This is a genomic window from Actinoplanes sp. NPDC051405 (genome assembly GCF_055586185.1).
In genome coordinates, this window is sequence record NZ_JBVJIR010000003.1 from 218542 (window position 1) to 243769 (window position 25228).

Genomic DNA, 25228 nt, shown 5'->3' on the forward strand with positions numbered 1-25228 from the left:
CAGGAGGCCAAGGCACCGGGCCGTCACGACTTGCCGCCGGTCACGGCAGGAGGCCAAGGCGCCGGGCCGTCACGACTTGCCGCCGGTCACGGCAGGAGGCCAAGGCACCGGGCCGTCACGACTTGCCGCCGGTCACGGCAGGAGGCCAAGGCGCCGGGCCGTCACGACTTGCCGCCGGTCACGGCAGGAAGCCGAGCCGCCGGGCCGTCACGACTGTCTCCATCCGGCCGTGCGTGCCCAGCTTGCGCATCGCGTTGCGCAGATAGCTCTTGACCGTCTCCGGCAGGAGCCCGAGCCGCCGGGCAGCCTCCGCATTGCCGCAGCCCACCGCGACCATGGCCAGCACGTCGAGCTCCCGCGGCGACAACGGATTGGGCGACCGCGCCGAGCCGCCGGACTGGGCGAGCAGCGTGCACACGTCCTGGAGCCGGGACCGCAGCGCAGGGTCGTCGACCTCTTGAGCGATCGTGCGGAGGTCGGCGTGCGCCTGCCGGACGTCCTCCCACTCCGGGGCTGTCGGCGCCGCCCGGGTCAGGGCCGCGGTCGTCTCCAGCTCCGCGATCCGGCGCTGCACTTCCCGGCGTACGGTCACCTCGGCGCCGACGCGCACCGCCACCTGGCTCATCGCGTCAAGCGCGCGGGTCCCCACCGACAGCGGCTCCCGCGTGCCGGCGTACAGCACCGCCAGCACGGAACCGCCCATCGCGACCGGCACCGCGGCGATCGCCCGCAGCCCCTCGGCGGTGACCGGTTTGTCGTACTCGTGGGTGATCCGCGGGTCGGTGGCGTAGTCCTCGACCCGGCCCGGCCGCGCCGTGCTGACGACCCACCCGCCGAGACCGTTGCCGGCGCCGACCACCAGCCCATGCAGCGCGCCGGTCACCGTGCCCGCGAAGTCGGTCAGCCGCATGGCCCGGCCGTCGGCGGCGACCGTCCCGCCGAACGCGACCGGCAGCCCGGTCACCCGCCGGACCCGGCCCAGCGCGGCGGACAGATCGGCTGTTTCGAGCACGTCACCAGCATGTCGCGGACCGGGTTCGCGGTCCACCCCTGAACGGGGGTGGCGCCGCCACGTGGACCGGCTCATGCTGCAGAAATGCTCTCCTACGCTTCCGGGACCTCCGACGTGCCGCTGCTCGGCGAGACTATCGGCGCGAATCTCGAACGCACGGTCGCGACCCACGGCGACCGCGAGGCGCTGGTGGACGTGGCCGCCGGCCGCCGCTGGACGTACGCGGAATTCGACGCCGCGGTGAACGAGGCCGCCCGTGGCCTGCTGGCCCGCGGCATCGACAAGGGCGACCGGGTGGGAATCTGGGCGCCGAACTGCGCGGAGTGGGTCATCACGCAGTACGCGACCGCGAAGATCGGCGCGATCCTGGTGAACATCAACCCGGCGTACCGCACCCACGAACTGGCCTATGTGATCCGGCAGGCGGGCGTGCGCCTGCTGGTCAGCGCGGTCGCGTTCAAGACGAGCGACTACCGCGGCATGATCGCCGAGATCGGCTTCATCGAGACGATCTTCATAGGCACCCAGGACTGGGACGACCTGATCGCCGCCGGCCAGGGCCGCTCGCTGGAGGAACGCGCCGCATTGCTGGCCTTCGACGACCCGATCAACATCCAGTACACGTCCGGTACGACGGGTTTCCCGAAGGGCGCGACGCTGTCGCACCACAACATCCTCAACAACGGCTTCTTCGTCGGCGAGCTGGTCGGCTACACCGAGCAGGACCGGATCTGCATCCCGGTGCCGCTCTACCACTGCTTCGGGATGGTGATGGGCAACCTGGCGGCGACCTCGCACGGTGCGTGCATGGTGCTGCCGGCTCAGGGCTTCGACCCTGCGGCCTCTCTGAGAGCGGTCACCCAGGAGAAGTGCACTTCCCTGTACGGCGTACCGACAATGTTCATCGCCGAACTGGGGCTGCGCGACTTCGCCACGTACGACCTGTCGTCGCTGCGTACCGGGATCATGGCGGGCTCGCCGTGCCCGGTGGAGATTATGAAGCGGGTGGTGGCCGAGATGCACATGACCGAGGTGGCGATCTGTTACGGCATGACCGAGACCTCGCCGGTCTCGACGATGACCCGCCGCGACGACGGCCTGGACCGCCGTACGGAAACGGTGGGCCGCGTAATGCCGCACCTGGAGTCGAAGGTGGTCGACCCGGCGACGGGCCTGCCGACGCCACGCGGCGAGGCGGGGGAGCTGTGCACACGTGGCTACTCGGTGATGCTCGGCTACTGGGACCAGGCGGAGGCGACCGCGGAAGCGATCGACGAGGCCCGCTGGATGCACACGGGCGACCTGGCCACGATGGACGAACACGGTTACGTGAACATTGTCGGCCGGATCAAGGATCTGGTGATCCGTGGCGGCGAGAACGTGTACCCGAGGGAGGTGGAGGAGTTCCTCTACTCCCACCCGGACGTGTCGGACGTCCAGGTGATCGGCGTCCCGGACCAGAGGTACGGCGAGGAACTGATGGCCTGGGTGGTGATGCGCCCGGGAGCGACGCCGCTGACCACCGAAGCGGTACGCGACTTCTGCAAGGGAAAGCTCGCGCATTACAAAGTGCCGCGGTATGTGCATGTGGTGGATGGCTTCCCGATGACGGTGACCGGGAAAGTGCGAAAGGTGGAGATGCGAGAGCGGGCAGTGGAGATCCTGAACCTCCATGACGCCGCGGGCATCCGCAACGCCTGACTCCATTCGCAGTTCATTCCGTTCCCCGTCGTCCCTCCGCATCTCGTCCGAGTCCACGGAGTCAGCCGCGGTCCAGGTATTCGCCGTCGGGCGTTGCGTCCGCGGACGCATGCTTGGTGCGTTCGGCCTCGCGGAGCTGGACCCGCCGGATCTTGCCGGAGATCGTCTTCGGCAGCTCGGTGAACTCCATCCGTCGCACCCGCTGGTAGGGCGACAGGTGTGCGCGGCAGTGCGCGAAGATCGCCTGGGCGGTCTCGTCGTTGGCCGGCCATCCCTCGGCCAGGACCACATAGGCCTTCGGCACGTTGAGTCGCAGTGCGTCCGGTGACGGCACGATGGCGGCCTCCACGACCGCCTCGTGCTCGATCAGCACACTCTCCAGCTCGAACGGCGAAATGCGGTAGTCCGACGCCTTGAACACGTCATCGGTGCGGCCGACGTAGGTGATGTAGCCCTCCTCGTCGCGGGAGCCGATGTCACCCGTGTGGTAATAGCCGTTCGCCATGGCCTGCGCCGTGAGCTCGGCGTCGCCGTGATAGCCGACCATCAGGCCCAGTGGGCGCGGCTCGAGCTGCAGGCAGATCTCACCCTCGTCTGCGTGTTCACCCGTCAGCGGGTCGATCAGCGCCACCTGGTAACCGGGCACAGGCCGGCCCATCGAGCCCGGCCGTACCTTCTGGCCGGGTGTGTTCGCGATCTGGACCGTCGTCTCGGTCTGGCCGAAGCCGTCGCGGATCGTGACGCCCCAGGCCTTCTGCACCTGCTCGATGACCTCGGGATTCAGTGGTTCGCCGGCACCGACCACCAACCGTGGCGGGTTCTTCAGCGCCGTGAGGTCGGACTGGATCAGCATCCGCCACACCGTCGGCGGCGCGCAGAAGCTCGTGACCCCGCAGCGCTGCATCTCACGCAGCAGGCGCGGCGCGTCGAACCGCGTGTAGTTGTGGATGAACACGCATGCCTGGGCATTCCATGGGGCGAAGACGTTGCTCCACGCGTGTTTCGCCCAGCCCGGTGACGAGATGTTGAGGTGGACGTCGCCGGGCTGCAGTCCGATCCAGTACATCGTGGACAGATGGCCGGCTGGGTACGACGCGTGCGTGTGCTCGACCAGCTTGGGACGCGCAGTCGTGCCGGAGGTGAAGTAGAGCAGCAGTGTGTCGCTGGCCTGCGTGACTCCGTCCGGCGTGAACTCGGTGGAGCCGGCGTAGGCGTCGGAGAAGTCATGCCAGCCGTCGGTGGGCGAGCCGACCGCGATGCGTGTGACCTCCGCACCGACGTCGGCGAACCGCTCGGCTGCCGAGGCGAGGGCGATGACGTGCTGCGCACCGCCGCGAGTCACCCTGTCCCGGACGTCGGCCGCACCGAGCAGCGGCGTCGCCGGGATGATGACGGCGCCGAGCTTCATGACCGCGAGAATGGTGTCCCAGAGCTCCACCTGGTTGCCGAGCATCATCACGATCCGGTCGCCGCGGGCGACGCCACGCTCTCGCAACCAGTTGGCGACCTGGTTGGAGCGGTCGGCCATCTCGGCGAACGAGTAGCGTTGCTCCGAGCCGTCCTCCTCGACGATCCACAGGGCGGGGCTGTCGTTGCCTTCGGCGATCACGTCGAACCAGTCGAGCGCCCAGTTGAACGCGCTGAGCTGCGGCCAGCCGAACTGCGCGTACGCCTCGGCGTAGTCGTCGCGATGCTCCAGCAGGAAGTCCCGGGCCTCGCGGAACGCCGTCGTACCGTCAGTCGCCGCCATTTCTCCTCCTCAGGCTGATCTGGGTCAGACTGCCCCGCCGCCGGGTAGCCCGCCACCCCCGCGCGGGGGTGGCGGACGTGGTCACTCGGAACAGGTCATGTCGCCGGCAGGCAGGCGGCCGCTGCCCAGGTAGGCGTCGACTGCCTGGTCAACGCAGCTCGCGCTCCGGAACAGATACACACCGTGGGTACGCGCCCCGGCCAGCACGATCATCCGCGAGCCGGTCAGTGCCCGGTGCAACGCCCGTGCGCCGGGAAGCTGGGAGTTGACGTCCTTCTCGGCCTGGACGATCAGCGCCGGCGTGCTGTTGTGCACGTCGATCGGTCGCTCCGCCGGCGCGTACGGCCAGAAGGAACAGGGAGTGATCGTGCGAGCGAGTGGCTCGAACAGCGGTGCTGAGGCTCGGTGCCGCTGAATGTCACGCCAGTAGACCTCCGGGTCCCGCGCGACAGCGGCGTCACCGCAGAGGATCGCGGTCTGAGCGGTGTGCGTCGCCGATCCCGCGCCGTCGACAAGGCTCGTGAGCGTCTCGGTCATGCCCTCGGTGGGCTCGGCGGGCAGTCCGTCGGCTGCCCGCGCGAGGATTCGCACCACGGTGGCCAGCTCACCGTTCTCCGTGTCGTCGGTGAGCGGCGTGACGATCAACGCCGGCAGCAGCGTGTCATCCACCCGGTACGCGCCAACAATCAGCGGACGCCGGGCTGAGGCGGCGTAGACCCGGCGCACGGTGCCGAGGACCGCGTCGGCTGTCTTGCCCAGGTGATGGTCGGCGTCACGCGCCGCAGCCCATGTGGCCCACTCCCGCAGCGCAGCCTCGCGTCCCGCAGCGCCATTCCGCAGCACGCGCGTTCCGGACAACGCCGGATCGATAGCGCTGTCCAGGACCATCCGATCGGCTCGACGGGGGAACAGCTGGGTGTAGACCGCGCCGAGATAGGAGCCCTGCGAGTAGCCCAGGTAGGAGAGCTTCGGCGCGCCGAGCGCGGCCCGGATCTGATCCATGTCGCGGGCCATGGTGGCGGTGAACGCGTGCCGGAGCAGCTTCCGCTCCGCGTCCCCACAGCGCCCGGCGAGGTCACGGTCCAGGGCCACCGTCGCGTCGAATCCCGCTCGGTCGGCGCCGGCTGAGCGCGGCAGCCAATAGGCGGGCCATTCGCAGTCGACCGGAGTGCTGCGACCGGCAAAGCGCGGGTCCATGCCGATCAGGTCGAAGCGTTCACCCATCGCGCCCATCGCAGCCCGGGCAAGCGGAACGCTGTCCAACACGGGCGACGCCGGGCCACCCAAGTTGATGATCATGGGACCGATGTGGTGCGCGGTGTCGCTGCCGCGGCTGCGGGCGATCGCCACGGTGATGGTGCGGCCGTGCGGCTCGGCGTAGTCCAGCGGCACAGTCACGTCCCCGCACTCGACGCCGGAATCGTCCAGGGCCTGTCCCTCAGTATCGTCCGGCCCGACAGCACAGGGATGCCAGGAAAGTTGTGGGTGATTGCTCGGGTTGATCTGCGGCTCAGTGGGGAGGGCGGTCCCCGAGAGGCCGGCGGTCAGGGACAGCGCGGTGATGATGGTGGCGACGGTCAGCATCTGTGGACTCCTGGCGTTAGCAGGTGGTGGGGGTGGGGTGAGAGATCAGGCATCGCTGCGTCGGAGGCGCCATGCGGCCACTGCGAGCAGACCGGCGGCGTAGAGCATGAAGACGGCGAACCCGGCCCAGGGGGACAACAGCGTCGAGTCGGGGCGCGTCGTGGTGATCGCCAGACCGGCCGGGGAGGGCAGCCAGCGGTAGACGTCGTCGGCCAGCTCCGACGGCAGGAAGCCGGCCAGCATCTGCGGTCCGAACAGAATCCCGATGACCGCCGCGACACCGCCGGCCGTACGACGCAGGATCGCGCCGAGCCCGAGCCCGATAACCGCGACCACCGTCAGATAGAGCGCTGCGCCGACGACGGCTCGCGTCACTCCAGGCCCGCTGAGTGAGACGTCGAGGTGCTCGGCCGACAGCACCGACTGACCGGTCAGGAAAGCTCCGAACACGGCCGGCAGACACAGCGCGAAGATCGCGATGGCGAGCACTGCGGCCTTGCCCCACAGCACCCGGCTGCGCCTGGGGACGGCCGCGAAGGTGGTGCGGATCAAGCCGCTCGTGTATTCGTTCGTGATCACCAGGACCCCGAGGACTCCCACGGCGAGCTGGGCCACTTGGACTCCGGAGAGGCTCACGCTGACCGCGTCGAAACCGGTGGGATCGGCCGGTGGGCGGGTGACACGGACCATCGCGTACAGGACGCCGAAGCCGATGATCAGGGCGAGGGCGCTGAGCAGGGACCAGGCGGTGGAGGAGACCGAGCGGAACTTGGTCAGCTCGGCGCGCATGACGCTCATCGGTGGCTCCCGTTCCGGGCGGCGGAGGGGAACTCGATGGCCGAGCTCGTGAGGTCGACGAACGCGTCCTCGAGCGAGCTGTGACCCGAATCGGCCACGAGGCTCGCCAGACTCGTGTCGGCGACCAGGCGCCCCTTGCCGATCACCACCACGTGATCCGCGGTCAGCGCCATCTCGGTCATGAGGTGGGAGGAGACGAACACCGTGCGACCCCGCGCGGCGAGGTCGCGCAACAGGCCGCGCACCCAGCGGATGCCCTCGGTGTCCAGGCCGTTCAGCGGCTCGTCGAGGATGAGCGTGTGCGGGTCGCCCAGGAGCGCGGTCGCGATGCCGAGCCGCTGCTCCATGCCGAGGGAGAACCGGCCCGCGCGGCGTTTGGCGATGTCGGCCAGGCCGACCGCGTCGATCACGTCCAGCACCCGCGCTCGCGGCAGACCGTTGGACTGCGCCAGAGCGAGCAGGTGGTGGTACGGGCTGCGCTCCGGATGCACAGCTCGCGCGTCCAGCAGTGCCCCGACCTCCCGCAGCGGCGTGCGATGGGCCGCGTACGGCTTACCGTTGACCGTCACCGAGCCGCGGGTCGGCCGGTCCAGCCCCAGCATCATGCGCATCGTCGTGGACTTGCCGGCGCCGTTGGGCCCCAGGAAGCCCGTGACGACGCCCGGCCGCACCGTGAAGGTCAGGTCCTCCACCGCGCACTTGGCGCCGTACCGCTTGGTCAGGCTCTTTGCCTCGATCATGATGGCTCCTTCCGTGGTCGCCTTCCAGGTTTCCGGCACGACGGTTCTGCGTCAGTGGGGTGTGCGCGCTGCCGAGGGTGGGGTTTTCCTCACCCCATGCCCGCGGTTTTCCGGATGGTCAGGCCGGTCTCCGATCCCTACCGTCGACGGCGTGGACATCCGCTTCTTCCCGACGGACCGCGTGACGACCGGGCGATCGATCTGCCATCTCCTGGCCGGCGCCGCGCTGTCGATGCTGGCTGCCGGTCTGTTCGGGTTGCTGGTGACCCTGTGGGGTGCCGCGCTTCTCAGCCTGGTCACCGGGCCGACCGGCGGCGTGTTCCTCCTCGTCCTCTACGTCGTGGCCGTGCTGGCCTTGCCTCTGGTCTTCGCCTGGTTCGTGCACGAGGTGGCCGTGCTGCACCGGTTGCGATTCCGCCGGCTGCTGGAGATCCCCATCCCCGAGCCGGCCTGGACGCTGCGCAGCACCGGACGCCAGCTGATGTATCACGCCTGGGCACTCCTGATAGCCGTCCCGGCGACCGTGCTGATCGTTGCGCCGCCCGCGGCCCGGCGCTTCGTGCGCCACGATCGGCAGACCGCCGACCGCCTGCTCGGGCCCACCAACGTCGAGATCCTCAAGCAGCGGGTGGACTGGCTGCGCAACAGCCGGGCGGCGATCGTCCTCGCCACCGATGAGGAACGCCGGCGCATCGAACGCGATCTGCACGACGGCGCCCAGCAGCGGCTGCTGTCCCTGGCGCTGAATCTCGGCATGGCCCGGGAGGCGATCACGGCGCCCTCACCAGAGGCCGATGCGATCGTGGCGGCGCACGACGAGGCGCTCACAGCGCTCAGCGAGCTACGGCAGTTCGTACGGGGTCTGCACCCCGCTGTGCTCAATGACCGTGGTCTGGACGCCGCCATCTCCGGACTGGCCGCCCGGGCCAAGATTCCGATCCACGTCTCCGTGCAGGTGCAGCCGCGCTGCCCGGCGTCGATCGAGGCGGTCGCCTACTTCGTCGTCTCGGAGGCTCTGACGAACGTGGCCAAGCACTCCTCAGCGTCGACCGCCTCCGTGACATTGACTCGCCTAGGGAGCGAATTGCATATCGAGGTTGCCGACGAGGGCCGCGGTGGCGCTACCGCGAAGCCCGGTGGTGGGATAGCGGGACTCATCCAACGAACCGCGTCCGTCGACGGGCAGCTCTCCTTGAGCAGCCCGGTCGGTGGGCCGACCATCCTCAAGGTGGTTCTGCCGTGCGGCTGATCCTCGCGGAGGATTCGGTGCTGCTGCGCGCCGGCCTGACGAAATTGCTCAGCGACGGTGGCTTCGACGTGCTGGCCGCCGTGGGCGACGGCGAGGAGCTGCTGCGTGCGGTTGCGGAGCACGAGCCTGAGGTGGTGGTCGTCGACGTGCGGATGCCGCCGACCCATACCGACGAGGGCATCCGTGCAGCTCTGACGATCCGCCACCGATATCCGAAGATCGCCATTCTGGTGCTGTCACAGTACGTCGAGGAGCGGTACGCCAACGATCTGCTGTCGGCGGCCACGAGTTCGGTCGGCTACCTGCTCAAGGACAGGGTTGCCCGGGTCCGTGACTTCCTTGACGCGCTGCGCCGGATCGCCGAGGGCGGCACGGCCCTGGACCCCGAGGTGGTCGCCCAGCTCATGGTGCGCCGGCGGCCGGATTTCCGGGAGCGGCTCACGCCACGCGAGCTGGAGGTGCTGCGGTTGATGGCTGAGGGGCGTTCCAACAACGGCATCGTCGACTCGCTGGGGGTCAGTCATAGTGCGGTCGAGAAGTACGTCAGCAACATCTTCGCGAAGCTCGACCTGCCGCCGACCGACACAGACCACCGCCGCGTCCTGGCGGTGCTCAAGTACCTCGGCGATAGCTAGGATCCGCCGATGATCACACTCATCGCCCGTGCCGCCAACGACGATTGGGAGGCGGTGGACGAGCTGGAGCAGATCGCCAAGGCCGACCCCGCGGTTCTGCGCCCGCATCTGCGGGAGCTGTTGGACCGCGGGCTGCTCTGGCCCTCTGTGCTGTTCGCGGCGGCGGATGAGGAGACGGTGCACGAGGTCATCATGCGGATCGACCGCGGTGACGAGCGCCTGGGTCATCTATTGCTGATCTTGTCCGAGGTTCGCAGCGCGTCGGCCGCAGCGGCGTTCCGGCGGTGGCAGGAGAGCCCGCCACCGGGGATGGACCGACTGCACATCGACGCCTTGGCGTACGCGCGCCAGGGCGGCTGGGACCTCCGCCCGGACGGTACGAACCACGAGCTCCACGGCCCGATCGCCTACGAGCTCCACATGGTGGACAAGGAAGAGGCAGAGACCGAGACCGACGGCGACGGGATCTGTCCGTGGTGTGCGTCGCCGATCTGGACCGTTCTTGATCTCGATACGGCGGATCCGGATGTCGCCCGGGCGCTGGCGCATACCGGCTGGTCGGGCCGGCTGCGCGTCACCACCTGCTTCCTCTGCACCAACTACACGACGCTGTTCACCGACGTCACCCCTGACGGCGGCGCGGTCTGGTCGGCTTGCAACGAGCGCCCCGACTATCTCCGCATCTCCGCGGAAGAGCCGCCCCCGGTGCTCCCCGAGCTGGGTCCGATCCGCGCGAGTCCGCGGCTGGCCAGCGCCTGGGGTGAGGGCGGCTCGACGCTGGGTGGCGCCCCGGACTGGATCCAGGACGCGGAGTATCCGCAGTGCCCAAGCTGCGCCATGACCATGGACTACGTCGGCTTGGTGGGTGGCGCCGACCTGGGCTGGGGAGAGGGGGCGGACTACATCTTCCTGCACACCAGCTGCGGCATTGCGGCCGTCACCTACCAACAGAGCTGACCGGCCCGGTGATCGGTAGGGGCAATCCTGCGGCGCCTAGCGCGACGACGTGGTCTCGCTGAGCTCGAGTTCCTCATCCCGGCTCTCCGGCCGAACCGGCGGCTGCCTGCGCAGCTTCGCCGTCGCCTCAGCCTTGGCCAACGCCACCGGGAAACTCCGAGTAGCCCGCCAGAGCTTCACGATCAACAGCAGCTCGAAGCCGACCAGCAGCGTCCCGGCCACCACCGACGTGGCGATGACCTGACCGGTCAGCGGGCCGATGATGAACACGGTCATCTCGAACTCGATGCCGCTGAACAGGTGAGTCCGGATCCGGCGCTGCAGCAGAGCCTCCCGGAAGCGGGCACGTGGCCCCTGCGGCGGCATCGGCGTACCCGTAATCGGCTCCTGTGGCACCGGGCCGCGGGCCTCCTCCAGCATGTCCCGCATGCTCTGCCGGGTCTTCGCCATCTGCTGCGAGTTCAGGTAGCGGAACAGGTCCAGGAACGTCACCACGACCAGCGTCCACAGGAACGCCACGTGGCCGGTTCGTGCGTACTGGCCGCCGAACAGGGCCGCCGCGCACATGAAGACCCGGAGGCGGTCGAACATGAAGTCGAACCAGGCTCCGAACAGGGAACCTGTTCCGTTGAGCCGGGCCACCTTCCCGTCCATGCAGTCAACCACGAAGCTCAGGTGGAACAGCACGGCACCGGCGATCAGCCACCAGCGGTCCTGGGCCAGGAAGCAGGCCGCCGACGCCGCTCCCAGCAGCATCGCCACCACGGTCAACAGGTTCGGGGTGATCCACCGGTAGGGCGCGACCAGGCGGACCAGCCTGGCCGCGAGCGGATCGACGAGCAGGACGGTCCACCACGCGTCACGGACCTTGTAGGTCTGTTCGCGGATGTCCTGCAGTGAAGAGCGACGCACCATAACCGGTATCAACGGTCCGGGACCGAAGCGGAAACTACTTTTGCCCGATTTGTGACGAGACGGTGTCCTAGGTTATCCACAGTCACGTCAATGACAGGTTACAAGCCGCACGGTGCATAGTACGGTCCGTTCATGGTCGACGGTCGATATCGGACCGGCCGGACGGCAGCCGATGAAGGCCCCGACGGTCCGCCCTCCGCGGTGGCCGCGGACCGGCCTCCGGACAGCCCGCTCGCCGATCCCGCGGCTGTCCACTTCGACGACGAGGAGCGTCCCGCCCGGGCTCTGACCGGTCCCGTCGGCATCGCCGTCGCGGTTGTCGCCTTCGCCGCCGCGCTGCTCGTGCTCTGGCAGGTGTTCCGGCCGCTCGCCCAGGGCAGCCAGTTCTACTTGATCATCTTCCTCGCCGGCACCCTGCCACTCGTCTTCCTCGTCTACCGCTCCGGTTTCCCGCCCAGAAAGACAGACAAGCCCGGTCTCAAGACCGACGGTCCCGATCGGAGGCTGGATCAGCCCGATCTCGGTGCGGATGAGCCAGATCTCAAGACGACCAAGTCCGATCGCCGCGACCTACCGTCCCCGCTCGACTGGGCGCTGGCCATCATCACCCTCCTGGTCTGCCTGTACCCGGTGAACCCCTTCGGCGGCGGCTACAACGAGTTCCTCAACCGCCAAGGCCTCCTGGAACCCCCCGACGTCATCGCCGGCGCCATCATGCTCGTGCTTGTCGTCGAGGCCTGCCGCCGTACCACCGGGCTTGCCCTGCCGATTGTCTGCCTGGCTTTCCTGGCCTACGGCTATTACGGCGGCCTGCTCCCGCAGAACTGGTCCATCGCCCACTCCGGGCTGGACTTCGCCCAGATCGTCGACGCTCTCTACAACTCCGGCAGCGGCTTCTACGGCACCCCGCTCGACGTGGCCGCCACGTACATCGTGCTGTTCACCATCTACGGTGCCGTGCTTGATCTGTCCGGGGCGAGCCGCTTCTTCGTCGACCTGTCCGTCGCGGCCTTCCGCAAGTCGCGCAGCGCCGCTGGGCGTACGGCAGTCGCCGCCGGCTTCCTGCTCGGCACCGTTTCCGGGTCCGGCACCGCGACCGCCGTCAGCGTCGGCGCCGTCACCTGGCCGATGTTGCGCCGGGCCGGCTATCCGGCCGAGCAGGCCGGCGGCATGCTGGCCGCCGCTGGTGTCGGGGCGATCCTCTCCCCGCCGACCCTGGGCGCCGCCGCGTTCATCGTGGCCGAGTACCTCGACGTCTCCTACCTGACCGTGCTCGGCTGGGCGATGATCCCGACCGTTCTCTACTACCTGGGCATTCTGCTCGCGGTGGAGATCGACGTGCGGCGCTTCCAGGTACGGCCGATCGATGCTCCGGCGACCAGCGCGTGGCGGCTGCTGGGCCGCTTCGGCTATCACTTCTCGTCGCTGGTGCTCATTGTTCTCCTGCTCGCCGTCGGGCAGAGCGCCACCCGTGCCGTGGTCTATGCGACCTTGCTGGCCGCGGTGCTCTCCTTCCTGGACCGGCGTGCCTGGCTCACCCCTCGACGGCTCTTCGCCGCGCTGTCGGCCGGTGTCCGCGGTGTGCTGCCGGTCGTCGCGGTCTGCGCCGCCGCCGGCATCATCACGGCGACCACCACCAAGACCGGTCTCGGTGCTCAGCTCGCGTCTCTGCTGATCGACGGCGCCCGCGCGGTCAGCGACAACCCGACCGTGGTGCTCGCGCTGACGGTTGTGCTGGCGGCGATCGCGCTGGCGGTGCTCGGTCTGGCCGTGCCGGTCACCGCCAGCTTCATCATCGGCTGGGTGATCATCGGGCCGGCCCTGCTCGGGCTCGGCGTCTCGCCGCCCGCCGCCGCGATGTTCGTCTTCTACTACTCCGTGCTGTCCGAGGTCACCCCGCCGACGGCCCTCGCCGCGGTCGGCGCCAGCGCGATCACCGGCGGCCGCACCGTGCCCACGATGTGGCAGGCGCTGAAGTACGCGTTGCCCGCCTTCCTGGCCCCGATCGCCTTCGTGCTGACCGATCCCGGCGAATACCTGCTGGCTCGCGGGCCCGTCACCGGCGTCGTCTGGGCCACGGTAGTCGCCGCCTTCGCGGTCGTCGGCCTGGCCGTCGCCACCGGTGGCTGGGTGCCCGGCATCGGTGCGGCCGGGCCGGCCAGCCGCGTCCTCGGCGGAGTCGCCGGCCTGCTCCTGCTCTACCTGGCGCCGCTGACCATCGCGGCCGGCGCCGTCGCGCTCGCCCTGGCTGCGGGAATCGCCATCATCCATCGAACGGGGAGGACCACCTTATGAGGAAGGCATTCGCATTGGCCGCGGCCGGCACGCTCACCGCGGCCGCGCTCACCGGCTGCGGCGGCAAGCAGGACGCGGCCACGGTCGACGCCGGCGGCGACGTGACCTGCAACGTCGCCGACGACACCCGGATCGGCATCGCGACCGGCAACGCGACCGGCGTCTACTTCGCCCTCGGCAACGCCTACGCCGAGCAGATCGCCGCGACGGGCGGCAAGGTCAAGGCAACGGCGGCGGAGACCGGCGCCTCGGTGCAGAACATCCAGCAGCTCGTCGCGGGTGAGTTCGACGTCGCGTTCTCGCTGGCCGACAGCGCGGCCGACGCGGTCAACGGCACCAACAGTTTCACCGCGAAGCAGCCGATCCAGGCCCTGGCCCGGATTCACACCAACTACACCCAGGTGATCGTGCGCAAGGCCGCGGGCATCAAGGACGTGGCGGGCATGAAGGGCAAGCGGGTCTCGACCGGCTCGCCCAAGTCCGGCACGGAGGTCATCGCCAAGCGGGTGCTGACCGCGGCGGGCCTCAACCCCGACAAGGACGTCCAGGCCCAGCGGCTGGACCTGGTCAAGACCGTCGACGGCATGAAGGACGGCTCGATCGACGCGCTGTTCTGGTCCGGTGGCCTGCCCACCCCGGGCATCACCGACCTGCTGACCACGTCGGCGGACCAGGTCGAGTTCCTGGACATCACCGGACTGCTGCCGGAGCTCCAGAAGATCAACCCGGTCTACGAGACGGGAATGATCCCGGCGGCCACCTACAAGACCGCGGCGGACGTGCCGACCATCGTCGTGCCGAACTTCCTGCTGGTCCGGGAGAACCTCGACGCCAACGTGGCCTGCGTGCTGACGAAGACGCTCTTCGACCGCAAGCCGCAGCTCGAGCAGGCGAACGCGGCGGCCAAGCAGATCACCCTGGACCAGGCCCGCAAGACCGACCCGGTGGTCCTGCACCGCGGCGCGGTCACGGCCCTGGACGGGCTCAACGCGCCGAAGTAGGCCCGGAGCGAAAACCGAAGATCAAGAGCTCGATCTCGTGCGTGGGTGCATGGTGCTGACCGTCGCTCACGCCGAGGTCGGGCCCGGGCGCCCACTCGCCTGGCGGCTCGTGACCGGGCACCCGGACCCTGCCGGCTGCGTGCTCCCCATAACCCGCGCACCGGCCGCCCGGCCGCATCGGCCGCCCGGCCGCTTGGGCCGCCTGGGCCGCCCGGCCGCTTGGGCCGCCTGGGCCGCCCGGCCGCCTGGGCCGCCCGGCCGCATGGGCCGCCCGGCCGCATGGGCCGCCCGGCCGCATGGGCCGCCCGGCCGCATGGGCCGCCCGGCCGCATGGGCCGCCCGGCCGCATCGGCCGCCCGGCCGCACCGGCGGCGGAGTCGAGCAGGCGAGCACGGCGAGCCGGCCGCGGCGCCCTGACCGCGCGAAAGCGGCCCGGGTAAATGCGTTGAGGGCTCGCCCCGTGATCTTTACTGTGGGAATCACACCGCACGAAGCGACCGGCCGAAGGGGGTTCGAAGATGCTCCGCACCATGAACGGTCGGATGAAGCGCCCCGGACTGGGCCGGCGACGCGGCTGACGCTGCGTTCAGCGTGCCGCCCATCCCGGTTCGGGAGGGCGGTTTTTTCATCTCCGGAAACACCAGTGCCGCTAGCTCAACAGGTAGAGCATCCGTCTCTTAAACGGAGGGTTCGGGGTTCGATTCCCCGGCGGCGCACGCTGCAACCGCAGGCGGAGCGTTGGCTGCTCATCCGCCCCTCATAAGGGCGGCCGGCCCGGTTCGACACCGGGGCCTGCGACCACGATCAGGGTTTGCGGCCCACCGCGCCGTAGCCCATCCGGGCCAGGTCCGGGTCCATCTCCGGCGGCGGCTGCTGGTACGGCCACACGTTGACCAGGCCCGGCGGCTCCAGCTCGAAGTCACCGAAGAACGCCTCGATCTCCGCCCTCGGCCGGGGCGTGAACGGTGCGTTGGCGCCCTTGTAGATGGCGCTGATCCGGGCCATGTAGTCCGGCCGGGCGTCGTTGGCCGCGTGCGAGATCGCCAGGAAGCTGCCCGGTGCCAGCGCCTCCCGGTACGCCGCCACCACGTCGTGCGGCTTGTCCTCGTCCGGCATCAGGTGCAGCAGGAACATCATCAGCACTGCCACCGGCTGGTCCAGGTCGAGCAGATCGCGCAGCTCCGGATCCTCGAGGACCGTCTTCGGCTCGCGGACGTCGCGGCGCAGGATGATCGCGTGTTCCGGGTCGCACAGCAGGGCCCGGCCGTGGATGCAGACGACGCCGTCGTAGTCGACGTAGGCCACGCGGACCGACGGGTCGATCGCGCGGGCGATCTCGTGCACGTTCTCGGCCGCCGGCAGGCCGGAGCCCAGGTCCAGGATCTGCCGGACGCCACGGTCGCGGACCAGGTGCTCGACCACCCGCTTGATCAGCGCCCGGCCCGAGCGGGCGGCCTCGCGCATCTCCGGCGCCACGGCCAGCACCGCCTCGGCGGCAGCCCGGTCGGCGGCGTAGTTGTCCTTGCCGCCCAGCCAGTAGTCGTACATGCGGGCGGCGTTCGGGACGGTGGCGTCGATTCCGGCGGGCACGGTCACGATCGTCACTATAGGGCCAGTTGCTACGTCGTCGTGCGTAACCAGCCGCCGTCGATGTAGTACGTCGAGCCGACCGTGTAGCTCGCCCGCGGGGAGCAGAGGAAGACGAACAGGTCGGCGATCTCGGCCGGGTCCGCGAACCGGCCGATCGGGGCGTTGTCGGTCGCGATCTGCTGCAGGTGCTCCTGCCAGGAGCGGTCCGTGCCGGCGGTCAGCGCCTTCGCGGTCTTCTCCCAGTCCGGCGTCATGACCAGCCCCGGGTTCACCGCGTTGACCCGGATGTTGTCGCCGATCAGCTCGTTGGCCAGGCACTTGGAGAACATCACCAGCGCCGCCTTGGTGACGTTGTAGATCGGCTCGTAGCCCAGCGGCTGGGTCGCGCAGATCGACGCGTTGTGCAGGATCACCCCACCACCGCGGGCCTTCATCAGCGGTGCGAAGAGGCGGGCCAGCCGGACGGCGGCCATCACGTGCAGTTCCCAGTACGCCTGCCAGCGCTCGTCACCGGCGGAGAGGATGGTTTCCTCGCTGCCGGTGCCGGCGTTGTTGATCAGAATGTCCGCGCCGCCGAACTCGTCGACGACCGCGCGCTCCAGCAGAGCCGGGCCATCGAGTCCTCCGACGTCGGCGGCCACCCCGATGACGCGTACCTTGAATTCTTGGCGCAGCTGCTCCACGACGGCCCGCAGCCGTTGCTCGTCGCGGGCGCAGAGGGCCAGGTGAGCGCCCTCGGCCGCAAGGCCGCGGGCGATCGCCAGGCCGATGCCGACCGTGCCGCCGGTGATGACCGCGACCTTGCCGGTGAGCTGTAGGTCCATGCCCTCACGCTCTCACAGAGCGGGAGTTGCTACCTGGCCCTGGCCTCGCGCAGCGGGGCGCCGACCTCGTGCAGGTGCCGCAGCGCCTGCCGGTACGAGTTGATCAGGCTGGTCGACTCGTAGGAGACACCGATCTCGGCGCAGTACGCCTCGACGATCGGCTGCACCTTGCGCAGGTTCGGCGTCGGCATGGCCGGGAACAGGTGGTGCTCGATCTGGTAGTTCAGGCCGCCCATGGCCGCGTCGGTCAGCCAGCCACCGGTCACGTTGCGGGAGGTCAGCACCTGCTTGCGCAGGTAGTCCTCGGTGCCGTCCGGGTGCGGCATGCCCTTGTGGTTCGGGGCGAACGTCATGCCCAGGTAGACACCGAACAGCGCCTGGTGCACCAGGAGGAAGGCGACGGCCTGCAGCGGCGAGAGGATCACGAACAGCGCGGTGAGGTAGCAGACCGCGTGGATGATCAGCAGGCCGGCCTCGAGGTTGCGGCGCTTCATGTCGCCGCGGATCAGCGCCTTGACGCTGGAGATCTTCAGGTCGATGCCGAGCAGCGTGAGCAGCGGGAAGAACAGGCCCGCCTGGTGCCGGGTCACGAAACCCTTCAGCCCGCGGCGGCCCCAGGCCGACTTGGTCGCCCAGATGAGCACCTCGGGGGCGACGTCGGGGTCGAGGTCGTCGTGATTGGGGTTGTTGTGGTGGCGGGTGTGCTTGTCCATCCACCAGCCGTAGCTCATGCCTACGCCGAGGTTGCCGGCGATCCGGCCGGTGATCTCACCGGGGCGCTTGGTGCGGAAGACCTGCCGGTGGGCGAGGTCGTGCGCCACCAGCGCCACCTGGGTGAAGGCCACCGCGAGGAACACGGCCGTGGCCAGGTTCCACCAGGAGGCGCCGATCAGGAAGAACGCGGTCCAGCCGCCGATGAGCATCAGGGAGACCGCGGTCAGCCTGATGGCGTAGTACGCCGGTTTGCGCTCGAGCAGGCCCGCGCGAGTGACCCGGCGGTTCAACTCGGCGAAGTCACTACCGGCCGTGGAACGCGGCCGCTCCGTCGTTGTCGTCATGCCTTCAGGCTCCTGCATAGGGGCCGAACGGTCAGGAGTGTCAGATCCCCGGCGATGGTGGTGTTAGCACCCCCGTGAAACGTGGGGGATTGTGCACATGGTGGAGCGGGAGCACCGGCTGTGCCGGGACCGCCGAGCAGAATGAGAGCCATGGAGACGCGCTCGTGGGTACGCGACGGCCTACGGGCTATCGCAGGTGGCGTCTTCGCCGTCGGTCTGGCCATCACCAACCTGCCGCTGCTGGCGATGTCGATCGTGGCGCTCGCCCTCACCCCGGTGCCGTTCCTCGGCCTGGCCCTGCTGCCCTGGGCCACCAACCTGGTCCGGATGCGGGCCAACCTGGAACGCCGGCTGGCGGCGCGGGCCGGCATCGCGATCGCCCGCCCGTACGAGCCACCGCCGGCGCGGGCCCTGCCCGGCGGCTGGAAACGCTTCCGGTGGATCGCCACCGACCCGGCGACCTGGCGTGACCTCGCCTGGCTGCTCCCCGGCGCGATCGTCGCCTTCGTGCTCGGCCTGCTCGCGGTGGTCATCCCGCTGTACGGCCTGGAAGGCATCTCGCTGCTGCCGCTCTGGCTCTACCTGAGCATCGACTGGTACGGCTACGGCGTCTTCTGGCCGATCGCGAACTTCAGCGAGGCCATGCTCTCGATGCCGCAGGGCGTGCTGTTCCTCGCCCTGGGCCTGGGCGCGGCCCCGTGGCTGCTCGAGGTCAACGCCCAGTTCGCCAAGCTGTTCCTGGCCCCGACCAAGGCCGCCGGGCTGCGGCTGCGGGTCGCCCAGCTGACCGTCACCCGGGCCGACACCGTGGACGCGCAGGCCGCCGAGCTGCGCCGGATCGAGCGCGACCTGCACGACGGGGCGCAGGCCCGGCTGGTCTCGCTGGGCATGACCATCGGGCTGGCCGAGGAGATGATCGAGCGCGATCCGGCCGCGGCTCGCAAGCTGCTCGCCGAGGCCCGCGAGGCCAGCGGTACGGCGCTGCTCGAACTGCGCAACCTGGTGCGCGGCATCCACCCGCCGGTGCTGGCCGAGCGTGGCCTCGACGGCGCCGTACGCGCCCTGGCCATGAGCCTGCCGTTGCGGGTGACCGTCGAGATGGACCTGCCCGGCCGGCCGCAGACGCCGGTGGAGTCCGCCGCCTACTTCGCCACGGCTGAGGCGCTGGCCAACGTGGTGCGGCACAGCCGGGCCCGGACCGTGCAGATCTACGTCCAGCACGTCGACGACCTGCTGTTGCTGACCGTCAGCGACGACGGGGTGGGCGGCGCCGATCCGGCCCACGGCACCGGACTGCGTGGCATCGCCCGCCGCCTGGCCGCATTCGATGGCACCATGTCGGTGTCCTCCCCGCCGGGCGGACCGACGGTCGTATCGATGGAGTTGCCGTGCGCGTTGTCCTCGCTGAAGACCTCGCCCTCCTCCGCGACGGGCTGACCCGTCTGCTCGAGGCGTTCGAATTCGAGGTGGTCGAGGCCGTGGACAACGGTCCGGCGTTGCTGCCCGCGCTGATCAAGCACCGGCCGGACGTGGCCGTGGTCGACGTGCGGCTGCCGCCCACCTTCACCGACGAGGGCCTGCAGGCGGCCATCGCGGCCCGCACCGAGATCCCCGGCCTGCCGGTTCTGGTGCTCTCCCAGCACGTCGAGCCGCTGTACGCCCGCGAGCTGCTGAGCGACCGCAAGGGCGGCGTGGGCTATCTGCTCAAGGACCGCATCTCGAACGTGGCGCAGTTCGTCGACGCGGTCCGCCGGGTCGCCGACGGCGGCACGGCGATGGACCCGGAGGTGGTGTCCCAGCTGCTCGCCCGCAGGGAGCCGCTGGCGGTGCTGACCACACGCGAGCGGGAGGTGCTGGGGGAGATGGCCGAGGGCCGGTCCAACGCGGCGATCGCGGCGAAGCTGTTCGTCACCGAGAAGGCGGTCAGCAAGCACATCAACAACATCTTCACCAAGCTGGGCATGCCGCCGTCGGACGACGACAACCGCCGGGTGCTGGCCGTGCTCACCTACCTCAACGGCTAGCGACGCCAGGTCAGTCTGGCCACCCGGCCCTGCTCGCCGGAGGCCCAGCAGGCGCCGGACACGCACAGCACCGCGTCGAAGCTGCCCGCGTCGAACTCGGTCCACGTCCGACCGCCGTCGCGGCTGATGTCGCTGCCGGTCGGCCCGACCGCGAGCGCCGTGCTGCGGCCCAGCCAGGTCGCGCCGGACCGGTATTCGCCCGGCTCGGCCTGCGCGGTCTGCCAGGTGCGGCCGCCGTCCCGGGTTGTCGCCGCGGCGTCCGGAGCCGTCTCCGGCACGGCGTAGTCGCCGCCGACCGCGATGCCGTGCCACGGGTCGCGAAAGGCCAGGCTGTAGACGCCGGCGCTGGGGCCGCTCGGGATCGTGCTGTCCGTGACCCGCCAGGACCGGCCACCGTTCACGGTCGTGAAGACCCGGGCGCGCTCGCCGCCGCCGGTGGCGAACCAGGCCCGGCCGGCGCCGAGGTGATCGGCGGAGACCAGGCACGTGCCGCTCGCCGCGAAGGCGAACTCGCCGGCCAGCGCCTCGGGCATACCGGCCGTGGGCTGCACCCGCCAGGAGCGGCCACCGTCGGCGGTGGCCAGGATGCGGAACTTGCCGCCCACCGGGTCGGAGAGCGCGAGACCGTGCCGGCGGTCCAGGAAGGTCACGCAGTCGTAGAACGCCGCCGGGTCGGCGTTGCGGAACGTCTCGGTCCACGTGCGACCGCCGTCGGCCGTCCTGTACAGCCGGGACTGGTCGCCCTCGCCGATGGTCAGCGCCACCGCGTGGTCGGCGTCGAACGCCTCGATGTCGCGGAACTGGAGCTCGGCGGTGCCCGGCGGATCGACCCGCTGCCAGCTGCGCCCGCCGTCGACCGTCCGCAGGATCGTGCCCGCGGAACCGGCGACCCAGGCCACTTTGTCACTGACCGGGGCCAGGCCCCGGAAGCGGGCGGTGACCCCGGTGTCGGACAGCCGCCAGGACGGCGTGGGGTGCCCGGAGGTGAAACCCGCGGTGGCGGCCAGCGTGACGAGGGCGAGAGCAGCCATCGAGATCCTTCGCAGCGTCATGGCTCAGGAACATACTCCGGACCCCGACAGAACGCCCGACACGCACCGGTAACGACCGGGTCATGCCGGGGCAACGTCGCGGGTCTCTACTGCCAGGTGACTCACCACCTGGTGAGGCGCGCCTAGGGTTCCGCCGCATCCGGTGCGGGCTGGTCCGAGAGGTGCAGGCGCTCGTCCGCGAGCGTTCCACGGCGGGACAAAAGCCCGGGAGGACAGCCAAGGGTTCTGGCTGCTCTCCGGCCAGGCCTCTCCATCCGGAGGCGCCCGTGGGATTCCAGCACGATCACCAGCACGAGCACGGCGAGCAGACCGACACCGAGCCGACCCTGCACGACCGGTACGGCCCGGAGGCGGCGTACGCGGTCGCGGCGGAGGCCAAGCTGCCCACCACCAAGTGGCAGGAGGAGATCGCCCGCGGCCTCGAGTACGGCCTGCCGGGCGCCGACTCCATCAAGGACCGCACCATCCCGACGTTCTCCCGAGGCGAGCTGCCCCACTTCGCGGGCATCAACACGTTCCTCAAGGCCCCGTACGTCGAGGACGTGCGGCGCTGCGGCGAGTACGACGTCGCCGTACTCGGTGCCCCGTTCGACGGCGGGACCACGTACCGGTCGGGCACCCGCTTCGGCCCGCAGGGGATCCGCAAGATCTCCGCGCTGTACGGCCCGTACTCCTTCGAGCTCGGGGTCGACCTGCGCGAGTCGATCACGATCGCCGACCTGGGTGACATCTTCACCATCCCGGCGAACATCGAGAAGACCTTCGACCAGATCTCCAAGGCAGTGGGCCATGTCTTCGAGTCCGGGGCGTTCCCGGTGGTGCTCGGCGGCGACCACTCCATCGGGTATCCGACCGTGCGCGGCGTCGCCCAGCACCTGCAGGGCAACCTCGGCATCATCCACTTCGACCGGCACGTCGACACCCAGGAGACGGACCTCGACGAGCGGATGCACACCACCCCGTGGTTCCACGCCACGGACATCCCCAACGTGCCGCCGAAGAATCTGGTGCAGATCGGCATCGGCGGCTGGCAGGCGCCGCGGCCCGGCGTGAAGGTCGGCCGGGAGCGGGGCACCACGATCATGACCGTCACCGACTGCGTCGAGATGGGCATCGAGCAGGCCGCCGAGCGCGCCCTCGAGGTGGCCTGGGACGGCGCCGAGGCGGTGTGGCTGTCGTTCGACGTGGACTGCCTCGACGCTGCCTTCGTACCCGGGACCGGCTGGCCGGAGCCCGGCGGCTTCCTGCCGCGCGAGGTCCTGAAGTTCATCCAGATCATCGCGGACGCCCGGCCGCTGGCCGGGATCGAGGTCGTGGAGTGCGCGCCGGCCTACGACACCGCCGAGATCACCGCCCTGCTGGCCACCCGGGTCATCTGCGACACCCTCGGTTGCCTGGTCCGCTCCGGTCACCTTCCCCAGGAGAAACGATGAGACGAATCGTCGCGGCGGCCACCGCCGCCGTGCTCTTGATATCCGGCTGCGGCGGCAACGACGACAGCGCCGGCGCGGGTGAGAAAACCACCGTACGGCTGGGCTTCTCGGCCTGGCCCGGCTGGTTCCCCTGGCAGGTGGCCCAGGAGCAGGGGCTGTTCGCCAAGAACGGGGTGACCGTCGACCTGAAGTACTTCGAGAGCTACACCGACAGCCTCACCGCGCTGAGCACCGGAAACCTGGACGCCAACAGCCAGACCCTCAACGACACGCTCTCCTCGGTCAGCGGCGGCGCGAAGCAGACCGTGGTGCTGACCAACGACAACTCGACCGGCAACGACCAGATCATCGCCCGGCCCGGGATCAACTCCGTGGCCGACCTCAAGGGCAAGAAGGTCGCGGCCGAACAGGGCACGGTCGACCACTATCTGCTGCTGCTGGCTCTGCGGCAGGCCGGGCTGACCGAGAAGGACGTGCAGTTCACCCCGCTGCTGACCGACGCGGCGGCCGCCGCTTTCGTGGCCGGCAAGGTCGACGCGGTCGGCGTCTTCGCACCGTTCACCACCACGGCCCTCGGGCTCAAGGGCAGCAAGGCGATCGCGACGTCGGCGGACTTCCCCGGAGCCATCCCGGACCACCTGGTCTTCGGCGCGGACTTCGTCCGGGAGCACCCGGCCGAGGTGCAGGCCGTGGTGCAGACCTGGTTCGACACCACGGCGTGGATCAAGGCCAACCCCGACGCGGCCATTGCGATCATGGCCGAGCGCGGCGGCGTCACCCCCGCCGATTACCAAGGCTACGACGCCGGTACGACGATTTTCACGCGGCAGCAGAACCTGGACGCCTTCGCCCCGGGCAGTTCCCCGGCGAACCTGGAGTACCAGGCGCAACAGATCAGCGACTTCCTCGTCTCCACCGGCCTGGCCGACGAGAAGCCGCCGCTGGACGGGCTGCTCGAGCCCAAGTTCGTGCAGGCCGCGCGGCCATGAGCACCGCCACCGCCCCCGCGCGACCCGCTTCGGTGAAGCTGCCCCGCCGTAAGCCGGTCCGCCCGGCCCGGCTCTGGGCACTGCGGGCGCCGATCTCGCGCCGGGCCCGCCTCGCCCTGATGGTGTGCTCGGTGCTCGTGCCGCTGGCCGCGTGGGTGGCGGTGGCTGCCACCGGCACCGTCCAGGAGTCGTTCCTGCCGTCACCGGGTGCCGTGCTGTCGGCCGGCTGGGAGATGGCCCGCTCGGGTCAGCTGGCCACCGACACGTGGGCCAGCGTGCAGCGCATCCTGATCGGCTTCGGGCTGGCGATCCTGGTGTCCGTACCGCTGGGGCTGGTGATCGGCGGTTTCCAGGCCGGGCAGGCGTTGTTCGAGCCGGTCCTGGGGCTGCTGCGCTACCTGCCGGCCAGCGCGTTCATCCCGTTGCTGACCATCTGGCTGGGCATCGGCGAGCCGTCCAAGTGGATGCTGCTGTTCATCGGCACGGTCTTCTTCAACACTCTGATGACCGCGGACGCGGTACGGCAGGTGCCGCGGGCACTGATCGACGTGTCGTACACGCTCGGGGCCCGGCGCGGCGAGGTGCTGCGCAAGGTGGTCGTGCCGCACGCGCTGCCCGGCATGATCGATGCCGTACGCGTGAACGCGGCCGCCGCCTGGAACTTCGTGGTCGTCGCCGAGCTGATCAACTCCACCGACGGGCTCGGCTACCGGATCGCCCGCAGTCAGCGCTTCCTGGCCAGTGACCGGATCTTCGCCGTGCTCATCGTGATCGCGGTCCTCGGGCTGGCGATCGACATCCTGCTCCGGATGCTGCGCGACCGGATCGGCCGGTGGGTGTGATGACGTTGCTGTCCCTGACCGGCGTCGGCATGCGCTACGGCGGGTTCACCGCCCTCGACGACATCTCGCTGGAGGTCGCCGCCGGTGAGTTCGTCTGCCTGGTGGGCGCCAGCGGTTCCGGCAAGTCCACGCTGCTGTCCCTGATCGCCGGCCTGACCCGGCCGACCGCCGGAGTCATCACGCTGTCCGGCACCCCGGTGGCCGGCCCCGGCCCGGACCGCGGCCTCGTCCTGCAGTCCGGCGCGGTCTACCCGTTCCGCACGGTCGAGCGCAACGTCGGATTCGGGCTGGAACTGCTCGGCCTGCCCAAGCGGGAGCAGCAGCGGCGGGTCGACTGGTACCTCGCCGAGACCGGCCTGACGGCACTGCGCGACAAGCTGCCCAGACAGCTCTCCGGCGGCCAGCGGCAACGGGTGGCGATCGCCCGGGCGCTGGCCTGCGAGCCGGAGATCCTGCTGCTCGACGAGCCGTTCGGCGCCCTCGACGTGCAGACGAAAGAGGACATGCAGCTCTTCATCCGCCGGGTCTGGCAGGACACGGGCACCACTGTGCTGATGGTCACCCACGACGTGGAGGAGGCCGTCTTCCTCGGCGGCCGGGTCGTCGTACTGGCCTGCGACCCGGGCCGGGTGGCCACCGATCTCAGCGTTGACCTGCCCACGGACCGGGACCTGACGGTCAAGCGGACCGCATCCTTCCTCGCGCTGCGGGCCCGGGTCGAGGACCAGGTACGCGCGTTTCATCACAGCTCGGCGGAGCCGTTCGCCGCCCAGCCGTGA

The 25228-nt window shown here is 69.9% G+C and carries 22 protein-coding genes, 1 tRNA gene and 1 riboswitch; of the genes, 13 read left to right on the top strand and 10 right to left on the bottom strand.

The features are described 5' to 3' along the window. Positions 1-178 precede the first annotated feature (178 nt). The gene (locus ACZ6S4_RS08790; RefSeq protein ID WP_465474325.1) at positions 179-1012 is read right to left on the bottom strand and encodes a helix-turn-helix transcriptional regulator; all 834 of its coding nucleotides are present in this window, start codon (positions 1010-1012) and stop codon (positions 179-181) included. A gap of 84 nt (positions 1013-1096) precedes the next feature. Here ACZ6S4_RS08790 and ACZ6S4_RS08795 point away from each other — a divergent pair, with 84 nt between their 5' ends. Continuing rightward, positions 1097-2713 carry an AMP-binding protein gene (locus ACZ6S4_RS08795; RefSeq protein ID WP_465474326.1) on the top strand — a complete coding sequence of 539 codons (1617 nt, stop codon included), beginning with the start codon at positions 1097-1099 and terminating at the stop codon, positions 2711-2713. Between the two features lie 61 nt (positions 2714-2774). Here the strand turns inward: ACZ6S4_RS08795 and ACZ6S4_RS08800 are convergent, their stop codons facing one another. From ACZ6S4_RS08800 to ACZ6S4_RS08815, 4 genes are all read right to left on the bottom strand, one after another. Beyond that, positions 2775-4463, bottom strand: coding sequence for an AMP-binding protein (locus tag ACZ6S4_RS08800; protein WP_465474327.1), 1689 nt, complete (start codon positions 4461-4463; stop codon positions 2775-2777). Between the two features lie 81 nt (positions 4464-4544). Then, positions 4545-6047 (bottom strand): alpha/beta hydrolase, encoded by a 1503-nt coding sequence (locus ACZ6S4_RS08805; RefSeq protein ID WP_465474328.1) that lies wholly within the window; start codon positions 6045-6047, stop codon positions 4545-4547. A gap of 45 nt (positions 6048-6092) precedes the next feature. Then, positions 6093-6845, bottom strand: a complete 753-nt coding sequence (locus ACZ6S4_RS08810) for an ABC transporter permease (protein ID WP_465474329.1) — start codon at positions 6843-6845, stop codon at positions 6093-6095. Then, positions 6842-7585, bottom strand: a complete 744-nt coding sequence (locus ACZ6S4_RS08815; protein ID WP_465474330.1) for an ABC transporter ATP-binding protein — start codon at positions 7583-7585, stop codon at positions 6842-6844. The genes ACZ6S4_RS08810 and ACZ6S4_RS08815 overlap by 4 nt, the downstream gene beginning before the upstream one ends. A 13-nt stretch (positions 7586-7598) precedes the next feature. Here ACZ6S4_RS08815 and ACZ6S4_RS08820 point away from each other — a divergent pair, with 13 nt between their 5' ends. From ACZ6S4_RS08820 to ACZ6S4_RS08830, 3 genes are read left to right on the top strand one after another with little or no spacing between them, the layout of a single operon-like run. Continuing rightward, entirely contained in the window at positions 7599-8834 is a 1236-nt protein-coding gene (locus ACZ6S4_RS08820) for a sensor histidine kinase (protein ID WP_465474331.1), read from the top strand. Further along, positions 8825-9469 (top strand): response regulator transcription factor, encoded by a 645-nt coding sequence (locus ACZ6S4_RS08825; RefSeq protein WP_465474332.1) that lies wholly within the window; start codon positions 8825-8827, stop codon positions 9467-9469. The genes ACZ6S4_RS08820 and ACZ6S4_RS08825 overlap by 10 nt, the downstream gene beginning before the upstream one ends. A gap of 9 nt (positions 9470-9478) precedes the next feature. Then, positions 9479-10426, top strand: a complete 948-nt coding sequence (locus tag ACZ6S4_RS08830; protein WP_465474333.1) for a hypothetical protein — start codon at positions 9479-9481, stop codon at positions 10424-10426. 36 nt (positions 10427-10462) lie between these two features. On the opposite strand, the gene ACZ6S4_RS08835 is transcribed toward ACZ6S4_RS08830, so the two are convergent. Then, positions 10463-11341 (bottom strand): CDP-alcohol phosphatidyltransferase family protein, encoded by an 879-nt coding sequence (locus tag ACZ6S4_RS08835; RefSeq protein WP_465474334.1) that lies wholly within the window; start codon positions 11339-11341, stop codon positions 10463-10465. A gap of 132 nt (positions 11342-11473) precedes the next feature. Between ACZ6S4_RS08835 and ACZ6S4_RS08840 the strand changes: the two genes are divergently transcribed. The 3 genes from ACZ6S4_RS08840 to ACZ6S4_RS08850 all read left to right on the top strand — a co-directional run bounded on the left by ACZ6S4_RS08840 (position 11474) and on the right by ACZ6S4_RS08850 (position 15353). Further along, a complete protein-coding gene (locus ACZ6S4_RS08840; protein WP_465474335.1) occupies positions 11474-13636 on the top strand; it encodes a TRAP transporter permease in 2163 nt (720 codons plus the stop codon). After that, the gene (locus ACZ6S4_RS08845; RefSeq protein ID WP_465474336.1) at positions 13633-14637 is read left to right on the top strand and encodes a TAXI family TRAP transporter solute-binding subunit; all 1005 of its coding nucleotides are present in this window, start codon (positions 13633-13635) and stop codon (positions 14635-14637) included. Before ACZ6S4_RS08840 ends, ACZ6S4_RS08845 begins: the two co-directional genes overlap by 4 nt. 643 nt (positions 14638-15280) lie before the next feature. Further along, positions 15281-15353: transfer RNA gene (locus ACZ6S4_RS08850), tRNA-Lys, on the top strand. 88 nt (positions 15354-15441) lie between these two features. Here the strand turns inward: ACZ6S4_RS08850 and ACZ6S4_RS08855 are convergent. From ACZ6S4_RS08855 to ACZ6S4_RS08865, 3 genes are read right to left on the bottom strand one after another with little or no spacing between them, the layout of a single operon-like run. Beyond that, positions 15442-16233: an SAM-dependent methyltransferase gene (locus ACZ6S4_RS08855; protein WP_465474337.1), complete on the bottom strand. Its 792-nt coding sequence runs from the start codon at positions 16231-16233 to the stop codon at positions 15442-15444. Between the two features lie 23 nt (positions 16234-16256). Beyond that, positions 16257-17051 (bottom strand): SDR family NAD(P)-dependent oxidoreductase, encoded by a 795-nt coding sequence (locus ACZ6S4_RS08860; protein ID WP_465474338.1) that lies wholly within the window; start codon positions 17049-17051, stop codon positions 16257-16259. A gap of 29 nt (positions 17052-17080) precedes the next feature. Next, a complete protein-coding gene (locus tag ACZ6S4_RS08865; RefSeq protein WP_465474339.1) occupies positions 17081-18109 on the bottom strand; it encodes a fatty acid desaturase family protein in 1029 nt (342 codons plus the stop codon). Between the two features lie 150 nt (positions 18110-18259). On the opposite strand from ACZ6S4_RS08865, the gene ACZ6S4_RS08870 reads away from it, so the two are divergent. Together ACZ6S4_RS08870 and ACZ6S4_RS08875 are read left to right on the top strand one after the other, a co-directional pair. Further along, positions 18260-19546 carry a sensor histidine kinase gene (locus ACZ6S4_RS08870; protein WP_465474340.1) on the top strand — a complete coding sequence of 429 codons (1287 nt, stop codon included), beginning with the start codon at positions 18260-18262 and terminating at the stop codon, positions 19544-19546. Next, positions 19498-20133 (top strand): LuxR C-terminal-related transcriptional regulator, encoded by a 636-nt coding sequence (locus tag ACZ6S4_RS08875; RefSeq protein WP_465474341.1) that lies wholly within the window; start codon positions 19498-19500, stop codon positions 20131-20133. Before ACZ6S4_RS08870 ends, ACZ6S4_RS08875 begins: the two co-directional genes overlap by 49 nt. Here ACZ6S4_RS08875 and ACZ6S4_RS08880 read toward each other — a convergent pair. Beyond that, positions 20130-21185: a WD40/YVTN/BNR-like repeat-containing protein gene (locus tag ACZ6S4_RS08880; protein WP_465474342.1), complete on the bottom strand. Its 1056-nt coding sequence runs from the start codon at positions 21183-21185 to the stop codon at positions 20130-20132. The genes ACZ6S4_RS08875 and ACZ6S4_RS08880 overlap by 4 nt on opposite strands. A gap of 111 nt (positions 21186-21296) precedes the next feature. Further along, a riboswitch (guanidine-I (ykkC/yxkD leader) is annotated at positions 21297-21398 on the top strand. Between the two features lie 53 nt (positions 21399-21451). Between ACZ6S4_RS08880 and ACZ6S4_RS08885 the strand changes: the two genes are divergently transcribed. Genes ACZ6S4_RS08885 through ACZ6S4_RS08900 form a run of 4 tightly spaced genes read left to right on the top strand, consistent with a single transcriptional unit; the run spans position 21452 to position 25228 of the window. Further along, positions 21452-22618, top strand: a complete 1167-nt coding sequence (locus ACZ6S4_RS08885) for an agmatinase family protein (RefSeq protein WP_465474343.1) — start codon at positions 21452-21454, stop codon at positions 22616-22618. Beyond that, entirely contained in the window at positions 22615-23607 is a 993-nt protein-coding gene (locus tag ACZ6S4_RS08890; RefSeq protein ID WP_465474344.1) for an ABC transporter substrate-binding protein, read from the top strand. The genes ACZ6S4_RS08885 and ACZ6S4_RS08890 overlap by 4 nt, the downstream gene beginning before the upstream one ends. Beyond that, positions 23604-24449 carry an ABC transporter permease gene (locus ACZ6S4_RS08895; protein WP_465474345.1) on the top strand — a complete coding sequence of 282 codons (846 nt, stop codon included), beginning with the start codon at positions 23604-23606 and terminating at the stop codon, positions 24447-24449. Before ACZ6S4_RS08890 ends, ACZ6S4_RS08895 begins: the two co-directional genes overlap by 4 nt. Continuing rightward, positions 24449-25228: an ABC transporter ATP-binding protein gene (locus ACZ6S4_RS08900; protein ID WP_465474346.1), complete on the top strand. Its 780-nt coding sequence runs from the start codon at positions 24449-24451 to the stop codon at positions 25226-25228. The genes ACZ6S4_RS08895 and ACZ6S4_RS08900 overlap by 1 nt, the downstream gene beginning before the upstream one ends.

Bases quoted from the DNA above. Each gene is read 5' to 3' on its own strand.
- ACZ6S4_RS08795 (WP_465474326.1), top strand. From the start codon at position 1,097: ATGCTCTCCTACGCTTCCGGGACCTCCGACGTGCCGCTGCTCGGCGAG.
- ACZ6S4_RS08800 (WP_465474327.1), bottom strand. From the start codon at position 4,463: ATGGCGGCGACTGACGGTACGACGGCGTTCCGCGAGGCCCGGGACTTC.
- ACZ6S4_RS08805 (WP_465474328.1), bottom strand. From the start codon at position 6,047: ATGCTGACCGTCGCCACCATCATCACCGCGCTGTCCCTGACCGCCGGC.
- ACZ6S4_RS08810 (WP_465474329.1), bottom strand. From the start codon at position 6,845: ATGAGCGTCATGCGCGCCGAGCTGACCAAGTTCCGCTCGGTCTCCTCC.
- ACZ6S4_RS08815 (WP_465474330.1), bottom strand. From the start codon at position 7,585: ATGATCGAGGCAAAGAGCCTGACCAAGCGGTACGGCGCCAAGTGCGCG.
- ACZ6S4_RS08830 (WP_465474333.1), top strand. From the start codon at position 9,479: ATGATCACACTCATCGCCCGTGCCGCCAACGACGATTGGGAGGCGGTG.
- ACZ6S4_RS08835 (WP_465474334.1), bottom strand. From the start codon at position 11,341: ATGGTGCGTCGCTCTTCACTGCAGGACATCCGCGAACAGACCTACAAG.
- ACZ6S4_RS08840 (WP_465474335.1), top strand. From the start codon at position 11,474: ATGGTCGACGGTCGATATCGGACCGGCCGGACGGCAGCCGATGAAGGC.
- ACZ6S4_RS08845 (WP_465474336.1), top strand. From the start codon at position 13,633: ATGAGGAAGGCATTCGCATTGGCCGCGGCCGGCACGCTCACCGCGGCC.
- ACZ6S4_RS08860 (WP_465474338.1), bottom strand. From the start codon at position 17,051: ATGGACCTACAGCTCACCGGCAAGGTCGCGGTCATCACCGGCGGCACG.
- ACZ6S4_RS08865 (WP_465474339.1), bottom strand. From the start codon at position 18,109: ATGACGACAACGACGGAGCGGCCGCGTTCCACGGCCGGTAGTGACTTC.
- ACZ6S4_RS08870 (WP_465474340.1), top strand. From the start codon at position 18,260: ATGGAGACGCGCTCGTGGGTACGCGACGGCCTACGGGCTATCGCAGGT.
- ACZ6S4_RS08880 (WP_465474342.1), bottom strand. From the start codon at position 21,185: ATGACGCTGCGAAGGATCTCGATGGCTGCTCTCGCCCTCGTCACGCTG.
- ACZ6S4_RS08890 (WP_465474344.1), top strand. From the start codon at position 22,615: ATGAGACGAATCGTCGCGGCGGCCACCGCCGCCGTGCTCTTGATATCC.
- ACZ6S4_RS08895 (WP_465474345.1), top strand. From the start codon at position 23,604: ATGAGCACCGCCACCGCCCCCGCGCGACCCGCTTCGGTGAAGCTGCCC.
- ACZ6S4_RS08900 (WP_465474346.1), top strand. From the start codon at position 24,449: ATGACGTTGCTGTCCCTGACCGGCGTCGGCATGCGCTACGGCGGGTTC.